Origin of the sequence: Pelagovum sp. HNIBRBA483, from assembly GCF_040931995.1 — a bacterium.
Taxonomy (GTDB): Bacteria; Pseudomonadota; Alphaproteobacteria; order Rhodobacterales; family Rhodobacteraceae; genus JAEPMR01.
Map to the genome: position 1 here is coordinate 2,270,826 of NZ_CP162412.1, position 22,643 is coordinate 2,293,468.

The following is a 22,643-nucleotide window of genomic DNA, read 5'->3' on the forward strand; positions in this document are numbered from 1 at the left end:
GCTCACAGCCCACTGATCTCCGCCCGCCTCTGGCGCAACGCATCGGCGATGAAATCCACCAACACACGGACCCGCGCCACATGGCGCAGGTCTTCGTGCAACAGCAGCCATGTGGAACGGCTGTAATCCACCTCCGTTCCCGGCACCCGCTGCAATTCGGGGAAGACACTCTGCGTCCACAGCGCAAGGAACGACATCCCCATCCCTGCACGCACCATATGCATATGCATCTCTGGGTCTTCGACCTGATGGCGGATCTGCGCCTTAGGGAAGGGCGCATGGGCAATCCAGCGCTGCATCTCCGGCGCAGGCCCGTAGCCGATCCACGATAGCCCCTCGCCCCCCTTGCCCGCTTTCGGCAATTCGGCATCAATGTAGCGCCGCGCCGCCATGATCGCGATGCCCAGCGGAAAGAGCTTTCGCGCCACCACATTCTCCATCGGGTCGGCGGCATGGCGGATCGACACATCGGTTTCCAGCTTCGATAGGTGATCCACCTGAAAGCCCAACCGGATTTCCAGCGAAATATCAGGATAGAGCGCCGAAAACTCCGCCAAGATCGGCGCCATCAGGAAATGCGCCGTCATCGGGTCCATCGACAGCCGCACCGTGCCCCGCGCCTCGCGGTCCTTGCCCTGCACCCCATGGCGCCCGCGCAAGATCACCTGCTCGGCTTCCACGGCGGCTGGCAGCAGCGTCTTGCCCGCCGCAGTCAGATGCAGCCCGTCCTGCCCCCGCCGGAACAGCTTCACCCCGTAGCTGTCCTCCAACGCCTCCAACTGGCGGCGCACCGTGGCATGGGTCGCGTCCGTCTGCTCGGCCGCCGCCCGCAGTGAACCGCCCCGCACCGCCGCGAGGAAATAGGGCAGCAACTTCCAATCCTGCATCACCTCACCTGTAACGTTTTTGATCCACCATGGGGATATTTAGCCAATTATCGGAACATTTTTCAAACGCTATTCCATTTCCATCAACTCAACCAATGAGGTTCCCAAATGCAAATGACCGCCGCTTTCATCCCCACCTACGGATCGCCAGACAAAATCCGCATCCGTGCCACCACCCGCCCTGACCCAAAGAAAGACGAAGTTCTGATCCGTGTCATGGCCTCCGGCGTGACTAAGGCCGACACCATGATGCGTTCCGGCACGCCCTATTTCGCCCGCCTGATGGTCGGCTTCCCGCGCCCGCGGCACCCGATCCTTGGCACCGGCTACGCCGGCATCGTCACCGAGGTCGGCGCGGATGTGGCCGGCTTCCGTGTGGGCGATCGGGTCTACGGCAATGCGGGCCTCACCTTCGGGGCCAATGCCGATTACGTCACCGTCAAACAGTCCGAACTCATCGTGCCCATGCCCGATGGCCTCAGCTTCGAGGATGCCGCCCCCCTCACCGATGGCGCGCTCACCTCACTGACCTTCTTGCAGGAAATCGCCCACCTCCAACCAGGGCAGCGCGTTTTGATCATCGGCGCGACGGGCGCGCTCGGCGCCGCCGCCGTGCAAATAGCCAAGTCGATGGGCGCTCATGTCACCGGCACCGCGCGCGCCGCCAATTTCGGTTTCCTGCGCGATCTCGGTGCCGATGCGGTGATTGACCACGGCATTCGCGATGTCAGCCAGATGACAGGCCAATATGACGTGATCTACGATACCCCCGGCGTCGCGCCGTTTCGCAGCATCCGTCACCTGCTCACACCCAAGGGGCTTTATATGTCCCCCGTGCTGGGCTGTGATCTCCTGTTCCGGATGCTCATGTCGCGCCGCTCAAAAGGCCGCCGCGCAGTGTTTTCGGCCACCGGCCTGCGCTCCGTCGCACAGCAGCGCCCGCTCTGTGATCAGATCAATGAGTTGATGACCTCCGGCCAGCTGCGCGGCCTCGTCGAGCACCGTTTCCCGCTCAGCGATGCGGCCCGCGCCCACGCATTGGTGGACGCCGGGCACAAGCGCGGCAATGTGGTTCTGACCTCGGCTTAAACGCCGAGGCACCACCGCATGATCGCCTTCTGCGCATGAAGCCGGTTTTCCGCTTCATCAAAGATCACCGACTGCGGCCCGTCCATCACTTCGCTGGTGGCTTCGTCATCACGATGGGCGGGCAGGCAATGCATGAACAGCGCATCAGGGTTCGCCTTCGCCATCAGATCGGCATTCACCTGATAGGGGCGCAACTGGTTATGGCGCCGCTCCCGCGCGGATTGCGGATCATGCATGCTCACCCAAGTATCCGTGACCACCAGATCAGCGCCATCAACGGCCTTGTGCGGGTCACGCTCGATGGTGATGTTCACCCCCTTCGCCCGCGCCTCATTGACGAAGCCCGCCTCAGGGTCCAGCGTTTCCGGCCCTGTAAAGGTCAGGTCAAAGCCAAACTGCCCCGCCGCATGGATAAAGCTCGCACAGACGTTGTTGCCATCGCCCGACCACACGACCTTCTTGCCCGCAATCGGCCCGCGATGCTGCTCGAAGGTCATGATATCAGCCATGATCTGGCAGGGGTGGCTGCGGTTCGTCAGCCCGTTTATCACCGGCACAGAGGCATATTCCGCCATCTCGAGCAGGGTCGCTTCCTCAAAGGTGCGGATCATGATCAGGTCCACATAGCGGCTCAGCACGCGGGCAGTATCGGCGATCGTCTCGCCATGGCCCAGCTGCATATCGGCCCCCGACAGCACCATCGTCTGCCCGCCCATCTGCCGCACGCCGACGTCAAAGGATACCCGCGTCCGTGTTGAAGGTTTCTCGAATATCAACGCCACCATATGCCCCTCCAGCGGGCGGGTGTCATCAGGCGTACCCTTCGGGCGGCCATTACGGGCGGTGCGCATCGCATGCGCGCTGTCGATCATCACCCGCAGGTCTTCCGGCGTCGTCTTGTTGATATCAATAAAGCTTTGCATCTTCTTCGTCTTTCATCAGCGGGCGGCGCTGCCTGCCCTTTCACTATCTCTGGGTTAGTTCGCGCTCAGGCTCTTGGCCGCGCGATCCAGCCGCGCCACCGCCTCCGCGATGTCCTCATCGGTGATCGTCAGCGGCGGCAGCAGGCGCAGCACATTATCCGCCGCAGGCACCGTCAGCACCTCCGCCGCATATCCGGCCGCCATCACCTCGGCGTTCACCGCCTTGCACTTCAGCCCCAGCATTAGCCCCGCGCCGCGCACAGACTCGAACACGTCAGGGTTATCAGCCACCAGCCCTTCCAGCTTTTGCCGGAACAGCCCCGCCTTGCGGTTCACTTCAGCGAGGAAGGCATCGTCTGCCACGATCTCCATCACCTTGTTGCCCACCGCACAGGCCAGCGGGTTGCCGCCATAGGTCGAGCCATGTGTGCCCGCCGTCATGCCGCTTGCCGCATTTTCAGTCGCCAGCACCGCCCCCAGCGGGAAGCCCCCGCCAATGCCTTTCGCCACCATCATGATGTCAGGCGCAATTCCGGCCCATTCATGCGCAAAAAGCTTGCCCGTCCGGCCCACGCCGCATTGCACCTCGTCAAAGATCAGCAGCAGCCCGTGCGCGTCGCACAGGTCGCGCAACCCCTTCAGGCACTGGTCAGGCACGGGGCGAATGCCCCCTTCGCCCTGCACCGGCTCAATGAGGATCGCCCCCACATCACCCGCCGCAGCCGCTTCCCGTAGCGCGTCATGATCGCCAAACGGCAAATGCCGGAACCCCGGCAACAGCGGCGCGAAGCCCTTGGTCATCTTCTCCGACCCCGCCGCCGCGATCCCTGCCGCAGAGCGCCCGTGGAACGAGCCCTCAAACGTCAGGATCGTGCTGCGCTCGGGCTGGCCCTTCTCGTGCCAGTATTTCCGCGCCATCTTGACCGCCAGTTCACAGCTCTCCGTGCCGGAATTGGTGAAAAACACCGTATCGGCAAAGCTCGCCGCCACCAGCCTGTCCGCCAGTTCCTGCTGCGCGGGAATCTGGTAGAGGTTCGACACATGCCACAGCTTACCCGCCTGCGCGGTCAACACCTCAACCAACGCAGGGTTCGCATGGCCCAGCGCGTTCACCGCAATGCCCGCGCCCAAATCGAGAAAACGTCGCCCGTCGGCTTCCACGAGCCAGCTGCCCTCGCCCCGCTCAAACGAAAGCGGCGCACGGTTATAGGTCGGAAGCACGGTGGGGATCATCTGTTTTCCCTTTTTTAAAAAGAAGCCCGAGGGATGCCGCAGGCATCAGGGCAAGTCAACGATTTATGGAAGGTCATGACAACGGCAAACGCCGCCGAAAAGCGCGTTTCAGCGTCGGCGTCGGTTGATCGCGATATGCAAGCCGTGTGTCATACCGCCCTCATAGGGCGCGGCACCGGCCCGCACAAGCGTTTTCAGGATTTCAGCCGGTAGCCGATGCGGACCCAGTGCCAAACCAGCGCCACCACCAGCGCCGCCGCCAGCGAGGCGATCCACAATCCCTGCCACGGCGAGCTGTCCGAGACACCGATCATGCCGTAGCGCACCCCGTCGATGATATAGAAGAACGGGTTCGCATGGCTCATCGCCTGCATCACCGGCGGCAGCGCCTCGATCGAATAAAACGTGCCCGAAAGGAACGAGAGCGGCGTCACAACAAAGTTGGAGATCGTCGCCAACTGATCGAATTTATTGGCAAAAATCGCGGCCACCATGCCCAGTGCGCCCATAAAGACAGAGCCAACAACCACGAACACCAGCATCCACAGCGGCGATTGCGGCACGATCCCGAGGAACAGCCAAACACCGACCGTGATCGCCAGTGCCACAATCGTCCCCCGCGCCACCGCGCCGAACAGATAGCCGAACGTGATTTCCGCAGGGCTTAACGGCGGCATCAACGTATCAACGATATTACCCATCACCTTGGCCGATGTCAGGCTTGAGGAGGTGTTGGCAAAAGCGTTCTGGATCACCGTCATCGTCAACAGCCCCGGCGCGAGGAAGGTCATGAACGGCACGCCCATCACCTCGCCCCTGCGGCTGCCAATGGCGATGGCGAAGATCACCATGAACAGCGCCGCGTTGATCAGCGGCGCGATGATCGTTTGCGAATACACATTGAGGAACCGCCGCGTCTCCCGCTGCGCCAGCGTGTAGCTGCCCAGCCAGTTGATCCGCCCGAAGCGGCGCACGCCCATTTCTGTTCTTTCCATCGGCCTGCCTCCTCAATTCATCACTATGCGATTCGGGTGCTTGTATCCCACGCACGGGTGTCTAGAATAGGGGGCTGACCGTGAAGAGATACTCCCGGGCTGATGAGGCCCGATGATTTAACCAAAGGAAACCATATGTCCTGGACCGACGAACGTGTCGAGCAGCTCAAGAAGATGTGGGGCGAAGGCCTCTCCGCCAGCCAGATCGCCAAGGAGCTCGGCGGCGTCACCCGTAATGCCGTGATCGGCAAAGTGCATCGCCTCGGCCTGTCGAACCGCACCGCAGGCGGCAGCGCTGCCGAAGCCAAGCCCGCCAAACCGGCGGCAAAGGCAAAGCCGGCAAAACCTGCCGCGCCCAAGGCCGCCGCGAAGCCCGCCGCCGAAACGGCAAAACCGGCAGCCGCGGCCAGCAGTAATAACGCCGCCAGCAGCGATGACGATAACAGCCCCGCGCCGATCCCGATGAGCGCCGCCCGCCGCGCGATCATCCCCGCAGGCCAGCCGCTTCCGCCGCAGCCCTCGGCAAACGAGATCGACCCAGAGGCCCTCGCCCGCGTCTCCGAGGTGGAGAAAACCGCCAAGCGGCTCAACCTGATGGAACTCACCGAGCGTACCTGCAAATGGCCGGTCGGTGATCCGGCAACCGATGATTTCTGGTTCTGCGGTCTGCCCTCTGAGGCCGGAAAGCCCTATTGCGAAGCGCATGTCGGCGTGGCGTTCCAGCCGATGAGCAGCCGCCGCGACCGCCGCCGCTGATCCGGCCGCACCAGTACCACAAACGAAAAGGCCGCCTCTCGGGGCGGCCTTTCCGTTAATGAGCAGCAAATTTTATCGGTTCGGTAGGGGCGCGCCGCGCGTTGCCTATGAGCGTTAGCCTAGCCGCATTTCTCCGCCAGCCATTCGCCGACATCCATATTCTGGGCGCGCGGCCAGATATCCATCCAGGTATGCACGTTTCCACCTGCCGGATACCCGGCAATGGTCGGGTTATCCTTGATGTAGCGCATCATCTGCCCCGGATTGCGGAAGGTCATTCCATTGATATTCAGCATGCAGCCCTGCATGCCCTTGTTCAAATGGCCATCAGCGTTGCTGTAGCTCGAATTGCTGCTGCTGTAATCGGCCATGGCGGCTTCGGCGGCAACAATCAGCCCGATACTCATCCCTATCGCCATGACAAAACGCGTCCCCTTCATAGCATTCTCCTTCGGGTCGCGCCCCCACGCTCCTGACACATCCTAGCCGCGTATGTGGCGGAACTTGGGCACGGATCTGGCTTTTCGTGGTCACATTTTCCGCCTATATGCCGGTCCATGTCTCAGAACCCGCCAAACCTCCGCCCCGATATCGCGCCCCGCGCGCGGATTGCCGATGCCCCCCGCCCCGCAGGGCGCGACAGCCAGCCGACCATCGGCATGGTCAGCCTCGGCTGCCCCAAGGCGCTGGTCGATAGCGAGCGCATCCTCACCCGCCTGCGGGCCGAAGGCTACGCCATCTCCCCCGATTACGCGGGCGCCGATGCGGTGATCGTCAATACCTGCGGCTTTCTCGATAGCGCCAAGGCCGAAAGCCTCGATGCCATCGGTGAAGCGTTGACCGAAAACGGCCGCGTCATCGTTACCGGCTGTCTCGGGGCCGAGCCGGAATACATCACCGGCACCCATCCGCGCGTCCTCGCCGTCACCGGCCCGCACCAATATGAACAGGTGCTCGATGCCGTCCATACCGCCGTGCCACCCGCGCCGGACCCGTATATCGATCTCCTGCCCGCCTCCGGCGTGTCGCTCACGCCGCGCCATTACAGCTATCTGAAGATTTCCGAGGGCTGTAACCACAAGTGCAAGTTCTGCATCATCCCCGATATGCGCGGGCGCTTGGCGTCCCGCCCCGCCCATGCAGTGCTGCGTGAGGCTGAACAGCTCGTCGAGAATGGCGTCAAAGAGCTTCTGGTGATCTCGCAGGACACCTCCGCCTATGGCGTGGACCTCAAACACGCCGAAGAGCGCGGCCACCGTGCCCATATCACCGATCTCGCCCGCGATCTGGGCAGCCTCGGCGCATGGGTGCGCCTGCACTACGTCTATCCCTACCCGCATGTGCGCCAACTCATTCCGCTGATGGCCGAGGGGCTGGTCCTGCCTTACTTGGATATCCCCTTCCAGCACGCCCATCCCGACACGCTCAAGCGGATGGCCCGCCCCGCCGCCGCCGCCCGCACGCTGGACGAAATCGCCGCGTGGCGCCGCGATTGCCCCGATATCACCCTGCGCTCCACCTTCATCGTCGGCTACCCCGGCGAAACCGAGGAGGAGTTCCAGACATTGCTCGACTGGCTGGATGAAGCACAGCTCGATCGGGTCGGTTGCTTCCAATATGAGAACGTCGCAGGCGCCCGTTCCAACGACCTCCCCGACCATGTGCCCGATGAGGTCAAGCAATCGCGCTGGGATCGCTTTATGGAAAAATCTCAGGCAATTTCGGCCACCAAACTGGCTGCCAAGGTTGGAAAAGTGCAAGAAGTTATCGTAGACGAGATCGACGAAGACGGCATCGCGACCTGCCGCACATGGGCCGATGCACCTGAAATTGACGGCAATCTCTTCATCGACGACGGCACCAAGGCGCTGCGTGTCGGTAACATCATGAAGGTCGAGGTGGACGAGGCAAGCGAGTACGATCTCTGGGGGCAGATCGTCCCCAGCTAGGTGATCAGCGCCGCGCCCGTCCCGGGGCGGGCGCATCTCCCCACCTAGGCACCAAGGGACGCGCCCGTCCCTGGGTGGGCGCCTCACCACGCCCGATCAACAGCACTTTATCCTCACACCCCGCCGCACATCGAAGCGGAGCGCGACCCACGGGCCAGCCACTCTCCCTCCCCACCGAGGCACCAAGGGCCGCGCCCGTCCCGGGGTGGGCGCCTCAACCCGCCCGATCAACAGCACTTTATCCCACCGTCTCGCTGGCCACCCGAGCAAGACGCAAACCCCACCATGCGCCCGCCCAAGGGGCGGGACGGGCGCGGCCCGGGCTAGTCGCCCGTGCCAAAATCAACTGGAAGTTGTACCAAAGGTGATGCGCAACGAAGTCTGATTTGCCATACTCGCAGTTAGCATTTCATCACCAAAAGCGAGACATTCCTTGCAAACAGATACCCCCAAAGGAAAAATTGACGCCTATATTTTCAACAACCCAAGCCTGATGGTCTTGTTTGGCACCTTCTTAGGAGGAGGCTTCGTCCTCTCCCTTGGCGCAGAGATTTCAGCAGAAACGCGCGAATATCTCCTGTATGCATTAACAGCGATCATAACGCTTTTCGCCTCTGCAATGGCACTCTTCGGGACATTCCGATTGGTCAATCATCAAAAGGAAATTGAAGCCGAAAACCGCCGCAGACGACTTGACGCTGCCCGCGCCACCCTCCCTCTAGCATTATCGGAAATGCTAAATTTTTGTGAAAAGATTCACGCGACGTATGCCGATCTACAAAAAATTCATAGCGATCAAGAACTGGCCCGTCAAACAGTCGAGGACGTAAAACTAGAGGCAGAAACGCTAAGTATCATTCGCAATTGCATCCAACACTCGGAGCAGCCAGCAAGCATATGGTTGTCCACCATCGTAGCTCATGCACAAATCATGACGAGCAGAATTTCCGACAGTGCTATGGACCTCAATATGATCACGCCGGATCACCGTCGAGCAAAAGAAATGGTTTTTGCTGCTGAAACTGCTATGATTTGCGACCATTTATTTGACTTCGCACGTGTCGGGAGCACACCGAGCAATCAGATCGCGCCTGAGAAACTTCGAGCTTTCGTCAAGCTCGGCATGTGGAGCACAGGGTTGGAAAAGCAGCTCTCTGAGAGTGTTAAGCAAACTCGTAAATATTATGACGAAACCGGCGGCTGGTCCGCCCAAGCCTTCCGCAATCGCCTCGGGTCGCCTGAACACATTCCTGATTAGAACCCTTGCCACATCCCCCATCCTCCCCCAAACTCACGCCATGAAACGCCTGCTCCCCTTCGCGACACTCCTGCTGCTCGCCGCCTGCGCCACCGCCCCTCCGGGGATCGAGGGAACGCGCGGTTTCTTCTGGGGGCTGTTCGATGGCGCGGTCGCGCCGATCTCTTTCATCCTGTCGCTGTTTTCCGACACGATTGCCGTCTACGGCGCGCCCAATTCCGGCGGCTGGTATGATTTCGGCTTTCTGTTGGGCGTTGGCTGCTGGGCCGGTGGCGGCGCAGGTGCCGCGAAACGCAAAAGATAGGCGCTCGCCCTCCGGTCAACACAGCATTTGGTGATTTCAACTTTGAGGCGTATACTCCCCCTGCCGGCCGAGGGACCGGTGCTTTTAAGGGACTACTACTATGAACGTCGCACGAAACTTTCTCGTCATGGGGTCACTCTATCTGGTGATCGGCATCGCAATCGGCATGTATATGGGCGCCGCTGGCAACCACGACCTTGCCATCGTTCATGCACATATAAATCTGTTGGGCTTCACCCTGATGGCAGTGTTCGGCATCGCGTATAAGGTGTTTCCGGCAATGGCCGAGGGCAATCTGGCCCGCTACCATTTCTACCTGCACGCTGTCGGGTCGCTGATCCTGCTGGTGCTTCTGTTCTTGCTGATGTCCGGCATGGCTGGCGAGGCAATCATGATGCCGCTGGCCCCGATCTCCGAACTTCTGGTGTTCATCGGCGTTCTGATCTTCGCCTATAACGCCTACAGCAAAGCGAACTGATCTTCCGCGCGGGCGGCCTCAGCGCCGCCCCGCCTCTGCCTCCAGATAGATCCGCACCGCTTCCTGCACATGGCGGAACCGGTCACCCCCCAAATGCTTGCCGCCAAACCAGCGCGTCACGCAAACCAGATGCCCCTCCACGCCCTCGCGCTCCAGCATCCGCAGGATCACCATCCCCGCGCCGGCCTCGCCATCATCATTCTTAAGCGGCCCCTCGGGCAGGAGCACCGCCCATGTATTATGCGTGGCCTTGGCGAATTTCTTTTTCCGGCACAGCTCTTTGATAAAGGCCTTTGCGGCGTCGGCACTGGCAACCGGCCCGCCAGATACCGCGTATTTCGAACCACGGTCGCTAATGATATTATCCAGAATGCGCATGGCCATCCGCCTACCCGCTCCGCCCCGCGCCGTCCAGTCGCAGGGGGCTTGTCCCGCGCCCACGCGCGCTATCTCCCTGCCTATGAAATCGTCTGGCGAAATCGAAGTGCTCTACAACGCGGACTGCCCCGTCTGCCGGATGGAGATCACCCATTACGAGCACCGCGCCCGCCAAACCGGCGCGCCGCTCGGCTTCACCCCGATCACCGGCGACAGCCTCGCGGATTGGTCCCTGCCCCCTGAGACAGCCCTCAAGCGCCTGCATATCCGCCAAGGCAGCACACAGCTCTCCGGCCTGCCCGCCTTCATCGCGATCTGGGAAGAACTCCCCCGCATGCGCTGGCTTGCCCGCCTGATGTCCCGCCCGTTGCCACACGCAATCGGCACACGCGTCTACGACCACATCCTCGCACCACTCCTCTACCGTTGGCATCTCCAGCGGCAAAAAAAGAGGGCCGGCGCTCGAAGGAAGAGCATAACCGGCCCGTAGAGGGAAGAAAGACACCGGCACCAGGATCCGGAGCTTTCGGTCAACAGGGCGACCCTTGGGGAGGTGGTCACCACAAGACCCACTCTACCGGCTCAAACACATGTAGACTTTGCGATAGATCAAATTCCGAACAGATCGGTTCAGAAAATCAGCCGCGTCAAAATGCAAAGCCACGCGGCCAGCACCCCCAAGCCGCCAATCGCCACCGCCGCAGAGCCCGCATCCTTCGCCTGCCCAGCGCGGTCGCGGGTTTCTTCCGAAATGTCATCGACCACCCGCTCGATGGCGGTATTGATGCACTCCAGCGCCAGCACGAAAATCCCGCCCATCAACAGGATCGCCCGCTCCCACGCCATCAAGGGCAGCGCAAAGGCCAGCGCGGCCGAGGCGACATTGGCCCAAATCCACTGATGCAGCGAGGCCTCGGTGCGCCACACATGCACCGCACCCTGCCATGACCACACCACCCGCAGCCGAAACCGCTCCCATTCGCGCCGGATCATTCCGCCCTCCCTTGCGCCCTCGTCCCGCCACGATGCGGCAAGTTCCCGCTGATGCCAAGCCTCCGTTACGTCACCACCCATTGGCGCAGCGCCACACCTACGCTAGCTTCAAGTCATGCCCGAGGATGCCCGCCCCACACCCGCCAACCCCGATGCCTACCCCACCTATGCCCGCGCCGAGCGCCGTGCGGATGCGGTGATGCATGTGCTTGGGCTTGCTTTCGCGGTGATTGGCGGGGCGCTCCTCATCCCCTTCACCGCGCTTTTCGAAGGCGGCGCGCGCACGGCGGCGGTGTCGGTCTACTGCGCCGCCCTCCTCGCCAGTTTTCTGGCCTCGACGCTCTATCACTTCCCCCCGCGCGAAACCCTGCGCCCGCTCCTGCGCCGCTTTGATTATGCCGCGATTTTCCTCAAGATAGCAGGTACTTACACCCCCCTCGTGGTGCTGATCGGCTCGGCCTTCGCCTATGGCGTGCTGGCCGTCGTCTGGGCCGTGGCGCTGTTTGGCGCGGGCCTGCGGTTGTTCTTCTGGCGCACCCCCGGCCCGCTGGGGCCGCTCCTCTACCTTGGCCTCGGCTGGGCCAGCCTTGCGCTGGTCTGGTCGCTGTTTCCCGTCCTGCCACTGGCGGCCGCGCTCCTCGTGGTGGCGGGCGGATTGCTCTACAGCCTTGGCGTACTGTTCTTCCGCATGGAGCGGCTGCGCTACGCGATGGCGATCTGGCACGGCTTCGTGCTGGCGGCATCGGCCTGCTTCTTCACCGCGATCAGCCTCGGCACCTTCCTCGCCGCCTGATCCGCGCGTAATCCGCTTGCGTCCCGCCGCCGCTGGGATAGGGTCATCCCATGTTTACCATCGAGCATGATTTCGACGCCACGGTCGTCACCCTCGTTGACGAAGGCAGCACCCACCTCAAAGAGGACGTGGTGATCAACGCCTTCGACGATTGCATCACCCTCGAACAATACGACCCGCGCAAAGATTCGGTCGTGCGCATCACCCTGTCGATGAGCCAGCTGCAAGACCTCGGCGCAGCGCTCGACCTGCCCGAAGGGGTCTACCGCCTGCGCCGCGAGAAAGACGCGGACTAGTCCGCGCGGGTTCAAAGCCGAAGGCCGCCGCGCATCGACGGCGCGCCACCGCCACGCCCCTCACCCGACGCGAAACACCTTCTGCCGCGCCGTCGCCCCGCGCACCAGTTCCAGTCCGCTCTTCGGCACGCCCAGCGCTCGCGCCAGCATCTTCTGCACCTCGGCTGTCGCCTTGCCCCCTTCCGGCACGGCGGTCACATAAACCCGCAGCACATCCCCTTCCGCCACGATCCGGTTCCGCGCCGCTTTCGGCGTCACCAGTACCGCGATCTCCGCCCCCGCGACCGCCAGATGCGCCAATTCGCCCTTTTCCATTGCGCCCCGCCTCTGTCCTTGGCACCGTTCACATGACCCGCACCCTAGGCGGCAGACCCAACACAGGAAAGACTTCATGCGCACCGGCTTTTATTGGGATGAGAAATGTTTCTGGCACTCGGGCGGCAATTACGCGGGCCTCCTGCCGGTGGGTGGCCTCGTGCAACCCTCCGTCGCCAATGGCCTGCCAGAAAGCCCCGAAACCAAGCGCCGCCTGAAGAACCTGATTGATGTCACCGGCCTCTCCCACGAATTGCAGATGCGCGGCGCAGCCCCCGCCAGCACCGAAGACCTGCTGCGCATCCACCCGCAAAGCTATCTCGACCGCTTCAAATCGGCGTCTGATGCAGGCGGCGGCGAACTGGGCCGCCGCACTCCCTTCGGCCCGCAAGGCTATGAGATCGCAGCCCTTTCCGCCGGACTTTCCATCGCCGCGCTGGAGGCCGTGCTCACCGGCGATCTGGATAACGCCTACGCCCTCTCCCGCCCGCCCGGGCATCATTGCCTGCCGGATTACCCGAACGGCTTCTGCCTCTTCGCCAATCTCGCGCTCGCCATCGAGTCCGCCCGCGCCGAGGGGCTTGCCACCCGCTTCGCCGTGCTCGATTGGGATGTCCACCACGGCAACGGAACCGAGGCGATCTTCTATGACCGCGCCGATGTGCTCACAATCTCCATGCATCAGGACCGCAATTACCCGATGGATACTGGCGCTTTTGCAGATCGCGGCACCGACGCGGGCGAGGGCTTCAACCTCAATATCCCCCTGCCCCCCGGCTGCGGCCATAATTCCTACCTCGAAGCACTCGACCGGCTCGCCCTGCCCGCGATCCGCGCCTTCCAGCCCGATGTGCTGATCATCGCCTGCGGCTATGACGCGGGCGCCAACGATCCCTTGGGCCGAATGCTCTGCCATCAGGGGACATTCTCCGCCATGACCCGCCGTGTGCTGGACCTCGCCGCCGATATCTGCGGCGGCAAGGTGATGATGGCCCATGAGGGCGGCTATTCCGAGGCCTATGTCCCCTTCTGCGGCCATGCCGTGCTGCAAGAAATGTCCGGCAGCGCGATCCACGCCGCCGACCCCTTTGGCGATGTATTTCCGCTGCGCCAGCCCGATGCCACGTTCGAGTCTTTTGTGTCTTCGCAGCTTGCAGATATGGCATCCGCGCTTGCCTGACCTTATCTAACCCGAAACACCTTCGGAGGCCCCATGCCCACACCCAACGCCGCCGCGCTCGATTTCCTGCTGACGCGCCGCTCCTGCCCCGCCAAAACACTAACCACCCCTGTCCCCGACAGGCTGGAGCTGGAGCCGATCCTTACCGCCGCCGCCCGCACCCCCGATCATGGCAAGCTGGAGCCGTGGCGCTTCCTCGTGCTCGAACGCCCCGCGCTGGAGCGGATCGCCGCGCTGATCCCCGCCCACGGTGCGCGCCTCGGCATCGCGCCTGATAAAATCGAGAAAGCCATCGCCCAATATGGTGACGCACATCTGGTCGTCGCCGTTGTGGCCGCGCCCGTTCCGTCCGAAAAAATCCCCGCCATCGAGCAAACCCTCTCCGCCGGTGCCGTTTGCCTCTCGCTCCTCAATGCTGCACTCGCTTCCGGCTGGGGCGCCAACTGGCTCACCGGCTGGGCCAGCCATGACCCGCAGTTCGCGGCAGAGGCATTTGGCATCGCGGCTGATGAATCCATCGCGGGCCTGATCCACATCGGCACCGCGCGCGCCACCCCGCCGGACCGCCCCCGCCCCGACCTCGGCGCAAAGGTCACATGGGTCTCCGCATGATCCTTCTCGATTTCACCCGCGCCCTTGCCCAGCTTTCCGATCCGCGCTTCCGCCGCGTGATCTTCCTCGGCATCGGCCTGACCGTCGGCCTCCTCGCAGCGATCTACGCGCTCTTGGTGCTCGCCGTCGGTATCTTCGCGCCCGAAACCGTCACCCTGCCGCTTTTGGGCGAGGTCACATGGGTGCGCGATCTCCTCAGCTGGGGCTCGCTCTTCCTGATGCTCGGGCTGTCGGTCTTTCTGATGATCCCCGTCGCCTCCGCGATGAGCGGTATCTTCCTTGATGACATCGCAGAAGCGGTCGAGGAGGCCCACTACCCCGGCCTTCCCACACCGCCGCGCCCGCCCCTGATGGACGCGCTGCGCGATGCGCTGACCTTCCTTGGCGTGCTGATCGGGGCCAATATCCTCGCTTTCGGGGCGTATCTGATCTTCCCCTTCGCCGCGCCGCTGATCTTTTACGGGCTGAACGGCTACCTGCTGGGCCGCGAATATTTCCAGATGGCGGCAATCCGGCGCGAGGGCCGCTCAGGGGCAGACAGCTTGCGCAAGCGCCATACCGTGCAAATATGGGCCGCAGGTTGCCTGATGGCCCTGCCACTGACCGTGCCGCTGCTCAATCTGCTGGTGCCGGTGCTTGGCGCGGCAACCTTCACCCACTTCTATCACCGCGTGGCGGCGAAGGGATAAGCGTTACTGCTGGCTCACTTCCGGCGTCGCCATCCGGTTAAACCAATCCAGATCACGCACCGTGATCAGCCCCGAAAGGATCGTCCCCGCAATCACGATCCACAGGCCCACCGCCCAGATCGTCGTGATCTTCGCCTTGCGCTTGATCTGCGCGTCCGCTGGGGCAGAGGCATGCGTGCCCGGCACGATCTCACCATCCTCGCCCTGCGTCGTCAGGCGCAGCGGCAGCACGATGAAAAACACCATGAACCAGATCACGGCAAACAGCACGAGCGCGGAAGTCGGTCCCATCAGGGTCTCCTGTCAGTAAGGCGTTACACCTGTTCTAGTTCGATCAGGCAGCCGTTGAAGTCTTTCGGATGCAGAAAAAGCACCGGCTTCCCATGTGCGCCGATCTTCGGCTCGCCTGTGCCCAGTACCCGCGCCCCGCTTTCCGTCAGCTTGTCGCGGGCGGCGAGGATGTCATCCACCTCGTAGCACACATGATGAATGCCTCCTGATGGGTTCTTCTCCAAAAAGCCGTTGATCGGGCTGTTGTCGCCCAGCGGGTACAGCAGCTCGATCTTGGTATTCGGCAGCTCGATAAACACCACCGTCACCCCGTGGTCCGGCTCGTCCTGCGGTGCGCCGACCGTGGCGCCCAATGCATCGCGATACTGCGCCGATGCCGCTTCCAGATCCGGCACCGCAATGGCCACATGGTTCAGACGTCCGATCATAGCTTGCTCCTCCTCGGTTGCGCCGCTTATCGCCGGATTTCCGCGCTGCAGCAATATCCCTGTTGCGGGCAAAGCGTCACACTGCGCCCGCATCGCGCAGCGGCATTAACCGCAGATTCACCATTCCTGCGTTTTCATGATCTCACCTTGCGAAGGAGAGCTGGAATGGAAAGCCTTGCCGATATCCTGATGAGCCGCCCGCCCACGCCCGCGCGCCCGCTACTGGGGCTGACGATCCTCGTGGTGGAGGACAGCCGCCATGCATGCGAGGCGCTGCGCCTTCTGGCCCTGCGCTCCGGTGCGCGGCTGCGGCGGGCCGATACGCTCGCCCACGCCCGCCAGCACTTGCGGGTCTACCGCCCTGCGGTGGTGATCGTTGATATCGGCCTGCCCGATGGCTCTGGGGCGGAATTGCTGTCAGAGCTTGCCAATGCCTCCCCCCGGATCGAGGCGATCCTCGCCACCTCCGGCGATCCCGCGACCGAGCCACTCGCCTTCGCCGCCGGTGCCGATGGCTTCCTCGCCAAGCCGGTTCGCGGCCTCTCCGAATTCCAGCAGGTAATCCTTGCCCATCTCCCCCCCGAGCGGCACCCCGGCGGCCCGCGTCCGGTTTTTGCAACAGAGGTCGAGCCCGACCCCCTCGCCCTGCATGAAGACCTCGAAGAGGCGCTTGACCATCTCGACGGCCTGCTCACCGCACCGGCAGATGCCCCGCCCGATCCGGATCGGCTCTCCTATGTCTTGGGGTTTCTCATCACGCTCGCGCAGGACAGTGGCGATACCCCCCTGCTGGAGGCAGCCTCGGCGTTACGCGCCACCGCCGCACCCGCACCGGATGATCTGCACCAGCTGCGGCGCCTCATTGATACCCGCATCGCGGGTGGCACAGGGCGCTTCACTTCCTTTTAGGGGCATTTTCGTCAGAAAATTCCAACCCCCTGCCACCTCTACGCCCAATTTGCACGAAAGGTTACGCCCATGTGTACCAGTAAAATTTTTGAGGTTTTGAGATGAATCTGCGCCAAAGGCTGTTCCGCCTCCAAACCCCCGGCGACATTATCGACTATATGTTCCTAATTGCAGGCGCGTTCATGCTGTGTCTCTTGGTTGCCGCCATCGCGATGCAGATCAACCGCCCCCCAGTTTAATAAAACGGGCCCAACACCGCTGGGCCCGTTTTTTCCTCGGCGCTATGTTCTAGGCCGCGTTCGGCACCGCCCGCGCGGCAAAACGCGCGGCCAGCGCATCGAGCCGCAACGCCACATGGCTCAGCGCCCGTGCAGTCGCCCCGCACATCGCGGCAATCGCACGGCAGGCACCGCAGCGGATCGGCGTTCCAATCTGCGCCAGCAGTCGTGCCTCTTTTTGGGGCATGGTTTCCATGCCGCCACTCAGCATCATCAGGTCAAGGTTCGTCAGGTTTGTGTGGGTCTTGCGGGTCATGATCTTGCTCCTTTTTCCGGTCTGTCTCGCGCCGCAGCGCCTGTCCTGAACCAACCCTAGACTCTCCCAATGATTGACAACAAACGACCGTTTCTCACACCATGCGTTAGTTTTACTAACCCATGAGGGCCGCCATGCAGCTCCGCCGCCTGCCCAATCTCAACCAGCTCCGCGCTTTTGAGGCCGCCGCCCGCAACGAAAGCTTCAAGGACGCCGCCGAGGAACTGCACGTCACCCACGCCGCCATCAGCCACCAAATCAAGGCGCTGGAGGAAGACCTCGGCACCCAGCTCTTTCACCGCCGCGCCCGTGGCGTCGCGCTGATGGGAGAGGCCGCCGCACTGGCCCGTGATCTCACCGAAACGCTGAACCGGATGAATGACGCCGTGCGCCGCTTCACGGCTCAAGGCATGGCAGGCACGCTCCACATCACCTCCGCGCCGTTTTTCGCAAACCGGCTCGTGATTCCCCGCCTGCCGGAATTCCACGCCCTCTACCCCGACCTCACGATCAAACTCGATCTCACCCGCTCCGTCCTGAATTTCCGCAAGGAAAACGTCGATGCGGGCCTGCGCCACGGCAACGGCACATGGCCGGGCCTCACCGCCAAGCCTATCTACATGGACACGCTCACCCCGATGGCGTCGCCCGCGCGGCTGGGTGATCGGCCCCTTCCCCTGTCACCCGACGAGATCGTCAAAATGCCGCTCGCCCGCGTGATGTCCGAGGATGCCGACTGGAATATGTGGTTCGATGCCGTAGGCTACACCCCGCCCGAGGACATCACCATCATCGGCTATTCAGATCGCGGCCTGTCGCATGACATGGCGCAATCCGGCCTCGGCGCGGCCCTGATCGACACGAAAATCTCCGTCCCCGATATCGCCCGTGGCTGGCTCAAACGCCTGCATCCCGCCAGTATCACTAGCGGGAACGGCATGTTCCTCGTCTATCCCGAAACGGATTTCCCCGATCCCCGCGTCCTTGCCTTTGGCGCGTGGCTCGACAGCGTGGTGAACGCTTAGTCCTCCGGCGGCAACACCCGCAGGCGCAATTCGCGCAGCTGCTCGTTCGTCGGCTCGTTCGGTGCGCCCATCAGCAGGTCTTCGGCCCGCTGGTTCATCGGGAACATGATCACCTCACGGATGTTCTGCTCATTGGCCAAGAGCATCACGATCCGGTCGATCCCTGCGGCGCAGCCACCGTGCGGCGGAGCACCGTAGTTGAACGCGGTGAACAGCCCGCCAAAGCGCTTCTTCACCTCGTCTTCGCCGTAGCCCGCAATTTCAAAGGCCTTGAGCATAATCTCCGGCTTGTGGTTCCGGATCGCACCGGACACCAGCTCATAGCCGTTACACGCAAGGTCATACTGGAAGCCACGCACCTCAAGCGGATCGCCGTTCAGCGCCTCCAACCCGCCTTGCGGCATGGAGAACGGGTTATGCTCGAAGTCGATCGCACCAGTTTCCTCGTCACGTTCATAGATCGGGAAGTCCACGATCCACGCAAAGGCAAAGCGGTCCATATCCGTCAGGCCCAGCTCTTCGCCGATCACGTTCCGCGCCTTGCCTGCAACACCTTCAAATGCCTTCGGCTTGCCACCAAGGAAGAACGCCGCATCACCCACTCCAAGGCCCAGCTGCTGGCGGATCGCCTCGGTCCGCTCCGGCCCTATGTTCTTCGCCAGCGGTCCAGCGGCTTCCATCCCGTCACCCTGATCGCGCCAGAAGATATACCCCATCCCCGGCAGGCCTTCCTTCTGGGCGAAGGCATTCATCCGGTCACAGAACTTCCGGCTGCCACCCGTCGGCGCGGGGATCGCGCGAATTTCGGTGCCTTCCTGCTCCAACAGCTTGGCGAAAATCGCAAAGCCGGAGCCACGGAAATGCTCGGAACAATCCTGCATCTTGATCGGGTTGCGCAGGTCCGGCTTGTCGGTGCCATACCACTTCGCCGCATCCTTGTAGGAAATCTGCGGCCACTCGGTATCGACCTTCTTGCCGCCGCCAAATTCCTCGAACACGCCCGCCAGCACCGGCTGGATCGTGTCGAAAACGTCCTGCTGGGTGACAAAACTCATTTCCAGATCCAACTGGTAGAAGTCCGTCGGCGAGCGATCCGCGCGCGGGTCTTCATCGCGGAAGCACGGCGCAATCTGGAAGTATTTGTCGTAGCCCGACATCATGATCAGCTGTTTGAACTGCTGCGGCGCCTGCGGCAGCGCATAAAACTTGCCCGGATGCAGGCGCGACGGCACGAGGAAGTCGCGCGCCCCTTCGGGGCTAGAGGCGGTGATGATCGGCGTCTGATATTCGCGGAAACCCGTGTCCCACATCCGCTTGCGGATCGAGGCAACAACATCGGAGCGCAGCTTCATGTTCTCCTGCATCGCCTCACGGCGCAGGTCGAGGTAGCGATAGCGCAGGCGCGTCTCTTCGGGGTATTCCTGATCGCCGAACACGATCAGCGGCAGCTCTTGCGACGCGCCCAGCACTTCGAGATCGCGCACAAACACCTCGATCTCGCCGGTCGGGATCTTCGGGTTCACAAGGCTCTCGTCCCTCGCCTTCACATCGCCATCGATGCGGATACACCACTCAGAGCGCACCTTTTCCAATGCACTGAAAGCGGCGCTATCGGGATCACAGATCACCTGCGTCACGCCGTAATGGTCGCGCAGGTCGATGAACAGCACGCCACCGTGATCGCGCACGCGATGCACCCAGCCAGACAGGCGGACAGTCTCGCCCACGTTTTCCTTGGTCAACGCGGCACAGGTATGGGTGCGATAGGCGTGCATTTTCAGGCTCCGGATCGGTTCTCTAGGGTCGCGCCGATACATCGCGCCTGAGCACGGAAGTCAAGGGCAACACCGCGTTCCCCGCCAGATCAGGTCCAATTCACCCCGATTGCCCGCCCAAGCTGGCAATCAGCGCCGCGATCATCCCCTCTTCGGCGTGTTTGAGCGGGTCGTTCACCGCATCCGCCAGCGCAAACATCAGCACCAGCCCCAAGACCGCGCCATGCACCGCCACCGCCTCCCGCCGCGCCTCCGCACCACTGCCGCCCATGTGCTGGGCCAGCGCGGCATAAAGCCGGTCGGTGATCGGGTGGATGTCCTGCATCAACGGCCGGTCCGCCGCCCGCGTTCCGCCGCGTGCCGTTTGCGGCAGCAGATACATCATGCGGTAGCGGTCCAAATCGCCCAGATGAAACGCCGCCACCGCCCGCACAAACCGCGCGATCGCATCGGCCCGCCCGTCTACTACTTTCAGCGCCTCCTCCGCGACCGCGACCTCCGCCTCCAACGCCGGCAAAAACAGCGCCGCCAAGAGCGCGGATTTCGTTGGGTACCAATAGAGCACCGCTTGCTTTGTCTTGCCCAGCCGCTTGGCAATCGCATCGAAGGACAGCGCCACCGGCCCGCCCTCCGCCACGATCTCGCGTGCCACGTTCAGGATCTGCTCTTGCGCCGCCATGCGCCCTCACTTGACCGACTTACCATCGGTAAGCTAGCTTACCTACCATTGGTAAGTAAACCCCGATTCCCATGAGGCCACCCCATGCAAGCGCTCACCTTCGACAATCCGCTCCTCACCACCTACGCCATCGCCGCCGCGCTGACGGTGATGAAGGTCATCGGTCAGGGCTGGATCACCGTGGCGATCATGATGCGCGCCCATTCCGGCTGGGCCGCGCCCGAGGACATCCGCCCCGGCCCGCTGAACCCAAACCCCGCGCCCGAGCAACTCGCACCGCATGAGGGCGTCGAACGCGCCCGCCGCATCCACCGTAACGATCTCGAAAACATCCCCGCCTTCTGGGTCGCGGGGTTCCTGTTCATCCTCACCGCGCCGCCCTTGTGGCTCGCGCAACTGGCGCTCTACGGCTTCGTTGCCGCCCGCGCGGGGCATTTCTTCGCCTATGCCACCGCCCGCAGCCACGAGCTACGCGCCACCTTCTACACCATTGGCACGCTGATCACCGCCGCCATGGCGCTCTATGTCATCGTGGCGGCAGTGGTATAGGCACCGCACGCCCACGCGACGCGCGTTAACCTCGATGAACAATCCATCAAGAAAAAGACCCACCGTGACGGTGGGTCTATCATTCAGGCCGTTTTGTTCATGTTTCTGCGGGTGCGATATGCATCAGATGTGCATGGGTTGTGCATCACTTGTGCACGCCCCTTTCCGCCCCGATCAGGTGTTAAAGAGGAAGTGCATCACATCGCCATCCTTCACCAGATAGCTCTTGCCTTCCGCGCGCATCTTGCCCGCTTCCTTCGCACCGCCCTCGCCGTTGCAAGCGACGTAATCGTCATAGGCAATAGTCTCAGCACGGATGAAGCCGCGCTCAAAATCGCCGTGGATCACACCTGCCGCTTGCGGCGCGAGTGTGCCTTCCCGGATCGTCCATGCACGCGCCTCTTTCGGGCCGACGGTGAAATAGGTTTGCAGATGCAAAAGCTTGTGACCCGCCTTGATCAAACGGTCCAAGCCCGCCTCATCCAGCCCCATTTCCTCAAGGAACATCTCCGCTTCCTCGGCATCCAACTGGCTGATCTCTTCTTCGATCTTGGCCGAGATCACCACATGGATATTGCCCTGCGCCGCAGCCATCTCGCCCACCTTTTCGGAAAGCGCATTGCCGCTCGCCGCGGCCTCTTCCTCAACGTTACACACATAAAGCACCGGCTTCGTGCTCAACAGTTGCAGCATCTTCCACGCCTTGCGGTCCTCGTCATCAATCTCGACAACCCGCGCAGGCTTGCCCTCTTCAATCGCCGCCTGCGCCATCGCCAGCAGGCGGTCCTGCTGCTGGGCTTCCTTGTCGTTGCCCTTCAGCTTGCGCACCAGATTGGCGCGGCGCTTCTCGATGCTCTCCAGATCCGCGAGCATCAGCTCCGTCTCGATGGTTTCTGCATCCGCCACCGGATCAACGCGCCCCTCCACATGGGTCACGTCATCATCCTCAAAGCAACGCAGCACATGGGCAATCGCATCCACCTCGCGGATATTGGCAAGGAACTGGTTGCCCAAGCCCTCACCCTTCGAGGCACCCTTCACCAGCCCCGCGATGTCCACAAAGGTCATGCGCGTCGGGATGATCTGCGCCGATTTCGCAATCGCCGCCAGCTTGTCCAGCCGCTCGTCCGGCACCGCCACCTCGCCCACATTCGGCTCAATGGTGCAGAAGGGGAAGTTCGCCGCTTGCGCCGCCGCGGTCTTCGTCAGCGCGTTAAACAGCGTGGATTTGCCCACATTCGGCAATCCGACGATACCCATCTTGAAGCCCATGACCCATTCTCCTTGGCTGAGGTGCGCGGGCATCTACGGCCCCACCCCCCCGA

General features: G+C 62.6%; 30 protein-coding genes. 16 read left to right on the forward strand and 14 right to left on the reverse strand.

Going from position 1 to position 22,643, the window contains the following annotated elements; translation table 11 throughout:
- Positions 1-2 precede the first annotated feature (2 nt).
- Entirely contained in the window at positions 3-887 is an 885-nt protein-coding gene (locus AB1E42_RS11120) for a LysR family transcriptional regulator (protein ID WP_368344313.1), read from the reverse strand.
- A 108-nt stretch (positions 888-995) separates the two neighbouring features.
- On the opposite strand from AB1E42_RS11120, the gene AB1E42_RS11125 reads away from it, so the two are divergent.
- A complete protein-coding gene (locus AB1E42_RS11125) occupies positions 996-1,976 on the forward strand; it encodes an NAD(P)-dependent alcohol dehydrogenase (protein WP_368344314.1) in 981 nt (326 codons plus the stop codon).
- On the opposite strand, the gene argF is transcribed toward AB1E42_RS11125, so the two are convergent.
- The 3 genes from argF to AB1E42_RS11140 all read right to left on the reverse strand — a co-directional run bounded on the left by argF (position 1,973) and on the right by AB1E42_RS11140 (position 5,127).
- On the reverse strand, positions 1,973-2,899 hold the full coding sequence (gene argF / locus AB1E42_RS11130) for an ornithine carbamoyltransferase (protein WP_368344315.1): 927 nt from the start codon (positions 2,897-2,899) through the stop codon (positions 1,973-1,975). The genes AB1E42_RS11125 and argF overlap by 4 nt on opposite strands.
- A 54-nt stretch (positions 2,900-2,953) precedes the next feature.
- Positions 2,954-4,132, reverse strand: coding sequence for an aspartate aminotransferase family protein (locus tag AB1E42_RS11135; protein ID WP_368344316.1), 1,179 nt, complete (start codon positions 4,130-4,132; stop codon positions 2,954-2,956).
- 194 nt (positions 4,133-4,326) lie between these two features.
- Positions 4,327-5,127, reverse strand: coding sequence for an ABC transporter permease (locus tag AB1E42_RS11140; RefSeq protein WP_368344317.1), 801 nt, complete (start codon positions 5,125-5,127; stop codon positions 4,327-4,329).
- Between the two features lie 135 nt (positions 5,128-5,262).
- On the opposite strand from AB1E42_RS11140, the gene AB1E42_RS11145 reads away from it, so the two are divergent.
- A complete protein-coding gene (locus AB1E42_RS11145) occupies positions 5,263-5,883 on the forward strand; it encodes a GcrA family cell cycle regulator (RefSeq protein ID WP_368344318.1) in 621 nt (206 codons plus the stop codon).
- 119 nt (positions 5,884-6,002) lie between these two features.
- Here the strand turns inward: AB1E42_RS11145 and AB1E42_RS11150 are convergent, their stop codons facing one another.
- On the reverse strand, positions 6,003-6,323 hold the full coding sequence (locus AB1E42_RS11150; RefSeq protein ID WP_368344319.1) for a hypothetical protein: 321 nt from the start codon (positions 6,321-6,323) through the stop codon (positions 6,003-6,005).
- A 117-nt stretch (positions 6,324-6,440) separates the two neighbouring features.
- Between AB1E42_RS11150 and rimO the strand changes: the two genes are divergently transcribed.
- From rimO to AB1E42_RS11170, 4 genes are all read left to right on the forward strand, one after another.
- Positions 6,441-7,832 carry a 30S ribosomal protein S12 methylthiotransferase RimO gene (rimO, locus tag AB1E42_RS11155; RefSeq protein ID WP_368344320.1) on the forward strand — a complete coding sequence of 464 codons (1,392 nt, stop codon included), beginning with the start codon at positions 6,441-6,443 and terminating at the stop codon, positions 7,830-7,832.
- 433 nt (positions 7,833-8,265) lie between these two features.
- Complete coding sequence (locus AB1E42_RS11160; RefSeq protein ID WP_368344321.1) at positions 8,266-9,090, forward strand: hypothetical protein; 825 nt, start codon at positions 8,266-8,268, stop codon at positions 9,088-9,090.
- A 40-nt stretch (positions 9,091-9,130) separates the two neighbouring features.
- Complete coding sequence (locus AB1E42_RS11165) at positions 9,131-9,394, forward strand: hypothetical protein (RefSeq protein WP_368344322.1); 264 nt, start codon at positions 9,131-9,133, stop codon at positions 9,392-9,394.
- A 100-nt stretch (positions 9,395-9,494) separates the two neighbouring features.
- Positions 9,495-9,872: a hypothetical protein gene (locus tag AB1E42_RS11170; protein ID WP_368344323.1), complete on the forward strand. Its 378-nt coding sequence runs from the start codon at positions 9,495-9,497 to the stop codon at positions 9,870-9,872.
- 18 nt (positions 9,873-9,890) lie between these two features.
- Here AB1E42_RS11170 and AB1E42_RS11175 read toward each other — a convergent pair whose 3' ends face one another.
- Positions 9,891-10,250 (reverse strand): YigZ family protein, encoded by a 360-nt coding sequence (locus AB1E42_RS11175; RefSeq protein ID WP_368344324.1) that lies wholly within the window; start codon positions 10,248-10,250, stop codon positions 9,891-9,893.
- On the opposite strand from AB1E42_RS11175, the gene AB1E42_RS11180 reads away from it, so the two are divergent.
- Positions 10,249-10,740, forward strand: coding sequence for a thiol-disulfide oxidoreductase DCC family protein (locus AB1E42_RS11180; RefSeq protein ID WP_368344325.1), 492 nt, complete (start codon positions 10,249-10,251; stop codon positions 10,738-10,740). The two genes, AB1E42_RS11175 and AB1E42_RS11180, sit on opposite strands and share 2 nt — an antisense overlap.
- Positions 10,741-10,880: 140 nt before the next feature.
- Here the strand turns inward: AB1E42_RS11180 and AB1E42_RS11185 are convergent, their stop codons facing one another.
- Positions 10,881-11,324, reverse strand: a complete 444-nt coding sequence (locus AB1E42_RS11185; protein WP_368344326.1) for a diacylglycerol kinase — start codon at positions 11,322-11,324, stop codon at positions 10,881-10,883.
- A 34-nt stretch (positions 11,325-11,358) separates the two neighbouring features.
- Here AB1E42_RS11185 and AB1E42_RS11190 point away from each other — a divergent pair, with 34 nt between their 5' ends.
- The gene (locus AB1E42_RS11190) at positions 11,359-12,036 is read left to right on the forward strand and encodes a hemolysin III family protein (RefSeq protein WP_368344327.1); all 678 of its coding nucleotides are present in this window, start codon (positions 11,359-11,361) and stop codon (positions 12,034-12,036) included.
- 50 nt (positions 12,037-12,086) lie between these two features.
- Positions 12,087-12,332: a hypothetical protein gene (locus AB1E42_RS11195; RefSeq protein WP_368344328.1), complete on the forward strand. Its 246-nt coding sequence runs from the start codon at positions 12,087-12,089 to the stop codon at positions 12,330-12,332.
- A gap of 60 nt (positions 12,333-12,392) precedes the next feature.
- Here AB1E42_RS11195 and AB1E42_RS11200 read toward each other — a convergent pair whose 3' ends face one another.
- A complete protein-coding gene (locus AB1E42_RS11200; protein WP_368344329.1) occupies positions 12,393-12,647 on the reverse strand; it encodes a DUF167 domain-containing protein in 255 nt (84 codons plus the stop codon).
- A 76-nt stretch (positions 12,648-12,723) separates the two neighbouring features.
- Here AB1E42_RS11200 and AB1E42_RS11205 point away from each other — a divergent pair, with 76 nt between their 5' ends.
- Genes AB1E42_RS11205 through AB1E42_RS11215 form a run of 3 tightly spaced genes read left to right on the forward strand, consistent with a single transcriptional unit; the run spans position 12,724 to position 15,128 of the window.
- Positions 12,724-13,827 (forward strand): class II histone deacetylase, encoded by a 1,104-nt coding sequence (locus AB1E42_RS11205; RefSeq protein WP_368344330.1) that lies wholly within the window; start codon positions 12,724-12,726, stop codon positions 13,825-13,827.
- A 33-nt stretch (positions 13,828-13,860) separates the two neighbouring features.
- Complete coding sequence (locus AB1E42_RS11210) at positions 13,861-14,439, forward strand: nitroreductase (protein WP_368344331.1); 579 nt, start codon at positions 13,861-13,863, stop codon at positions 14,437-14,439.
- A complete protein-coding gene (locus AB1E42_RS11215; RefSeq protein WP_368344332.1) occupies positions 14,436-15,128 on the forward strand; it encodes an EI24 domain-containing protein in 693 nt (230 codons plus the stop codon). The genes AB1E42_RS11210 and AB1E42_RS11215 overlap by 4 nt, the downstream gene beginning before the upstream one ends.
- A gap of 3 nt (positions 15,129-15,131) precedes the next feature.
- On the opposite strand, the gene AB1E42_RS11220 is transcribed toward AB1E42_RS11215, so the two are convergent.
- The gene (locus tag AB1E42_RS11220) at positions 15,132-15,419 is read right to left on the reverse strand and encodes a DUF1467 family protein (protein WP_368344333.1); all 288 of its coding nucleotides are present in this window, start codon (positions 15,417-15,419) and stop codon (positions 15,132-15,134) included.
- Between the two features lie 23 nt (positions 15,420-15,442).
- Positions 15,443-15,847: a methylmalonyl-CoA epimerase gene (gene mce, locus AB1E42_RS11225; RefSeq protein WP_368344334.1), complete on the reverse strand. Its 405-nt coding sequence runs from the start codon at positions 15,845-15,847 to the stop codon at positions 15,443-15,445.
- A gap of 165 nt (positions 15,848-16,012) precedes the next feature.
- Between mce and AB1E42_RS11230 the strand changes: the two genes are divergently transcribed.
- Together AB1E42_RS11230 and AB1E42_RS11235 are read left to right on the forward strand one after the other, a co-directional pair.
- Positions 16,013-16,756, forward strand: a complete 744-nt coding sequence (locus tag AB1E42_RS11230) for a response regulator (RefSeq protein WP_368344335.1) — start codon at positions 16,013-16,015, stop codon at positions 16,754-16,756.
- Between the two features lie 101 nt (positions 16,757-16,857).
- Positions 16,858-16,995 carry a hypothetical protein gene (locus tag AB1E42_RS11235; RefSeq protein ID WP_368344336.1) on the forward strand — a complete coding sequence of 46 codons (138 nt, stop codon included), beginning with the start codon at positions 16,858-16,860 and terminating at the stop codon, positions 16,993-16,995.
- A 49-nt stretch (positions 16,996-17,044) separates the two neighbouring features.
- On the opposite strand, the gene AB1E42_RS11240 is transcribed toward AB1E42_RS11235, so the two are convergent.
- The gene (locus AB1E42_RS11240; protein ID WP_368344337.1) at positions 17,045-17,290 is read right to left on the reverse strand and encodes a hypothetical protein; all 246 of its coding nucleotides are present in this window, start codon (positions 17,288-17,290) and stop codon (positions 17,045-17,047) included.
- 134 nt (positions 17,291-17,424) lie between these two features.
- Between AB1E42_RS11240 and AB1E42_RS11245 the strand changes: the two genes are divergently transcribed.
- Complete coding sequence (locus AB1E42_RS11245) at positions 17,425-18,315, forward strand: LysR substrate-binding domain-containing protein (protein WP_368344338.1); 891 nt, start codon at positions 17,425-17,427, stop codon at positions 18,313-18,315.
- Here AB1E42_RS11245 and aspS read toward each other — a convergent pair.
- Positions 18,312-20,090, reverse strand: coding sequence for an aspartate--tRNA ligase (gene aspS / locus AB1E42_RS11250; RefSeq protein ID WP_368344339.1), 1,779 nt, complete (start codon positions 20,088-20,090; stop codon positions 18,312-18,314). The genes AB1E42_RS11245 and aspS overlap by 4 nt on opposite strands.
- Positions 20,091-20,190: 100 nt before the next feature.
- Positions 20,191-20,769 (reverse strand): TetR/AcrR family transcriptional regulator, encoded by a 579-nt coding sequence (locus AB1E42_RS11255; RefSeq protein ID WP_368344340.1) that lies wholly within the window; start codon positions 20,767-20,769, stop codon positions 20,191-20,193.
- A gap of 84 nt (positions 20,770-20,853) precedes the next feature.
- Between AB1E42_RS11255 and AB1E42_RS11260 the strand changes: the two genes are divergently transcribed.
- A complete protein-coding gene (locus tag AB1E42_RS11260; RefSeq protein WP_368344341.1) occupies positions 20,854-21,318 on the forward strand; it encodes an MAPEG family protein in 465 nt (154 codons plus the stop codon).
- A 174-nt stretch (positions 21,319-21,492) separates the two neighbouring features.
- Here the strand turns inward: AB1E42_RS11260 and ychF are convergent, their stop codons facing one another.
- Complete coding sequence (gene ychF / locus AB1E42_RS11265; RefSeq protein WP_368346416.1) at positions 21,493-22,590, reverse strand: redox-regulated ATPase YchF; 1,098 nt, start codon at positions 22,588-22,590, stop codon at positions 21,493-21,495.
- Positions 22,591-22,643 lie beyond the last annotated feature (53 nt).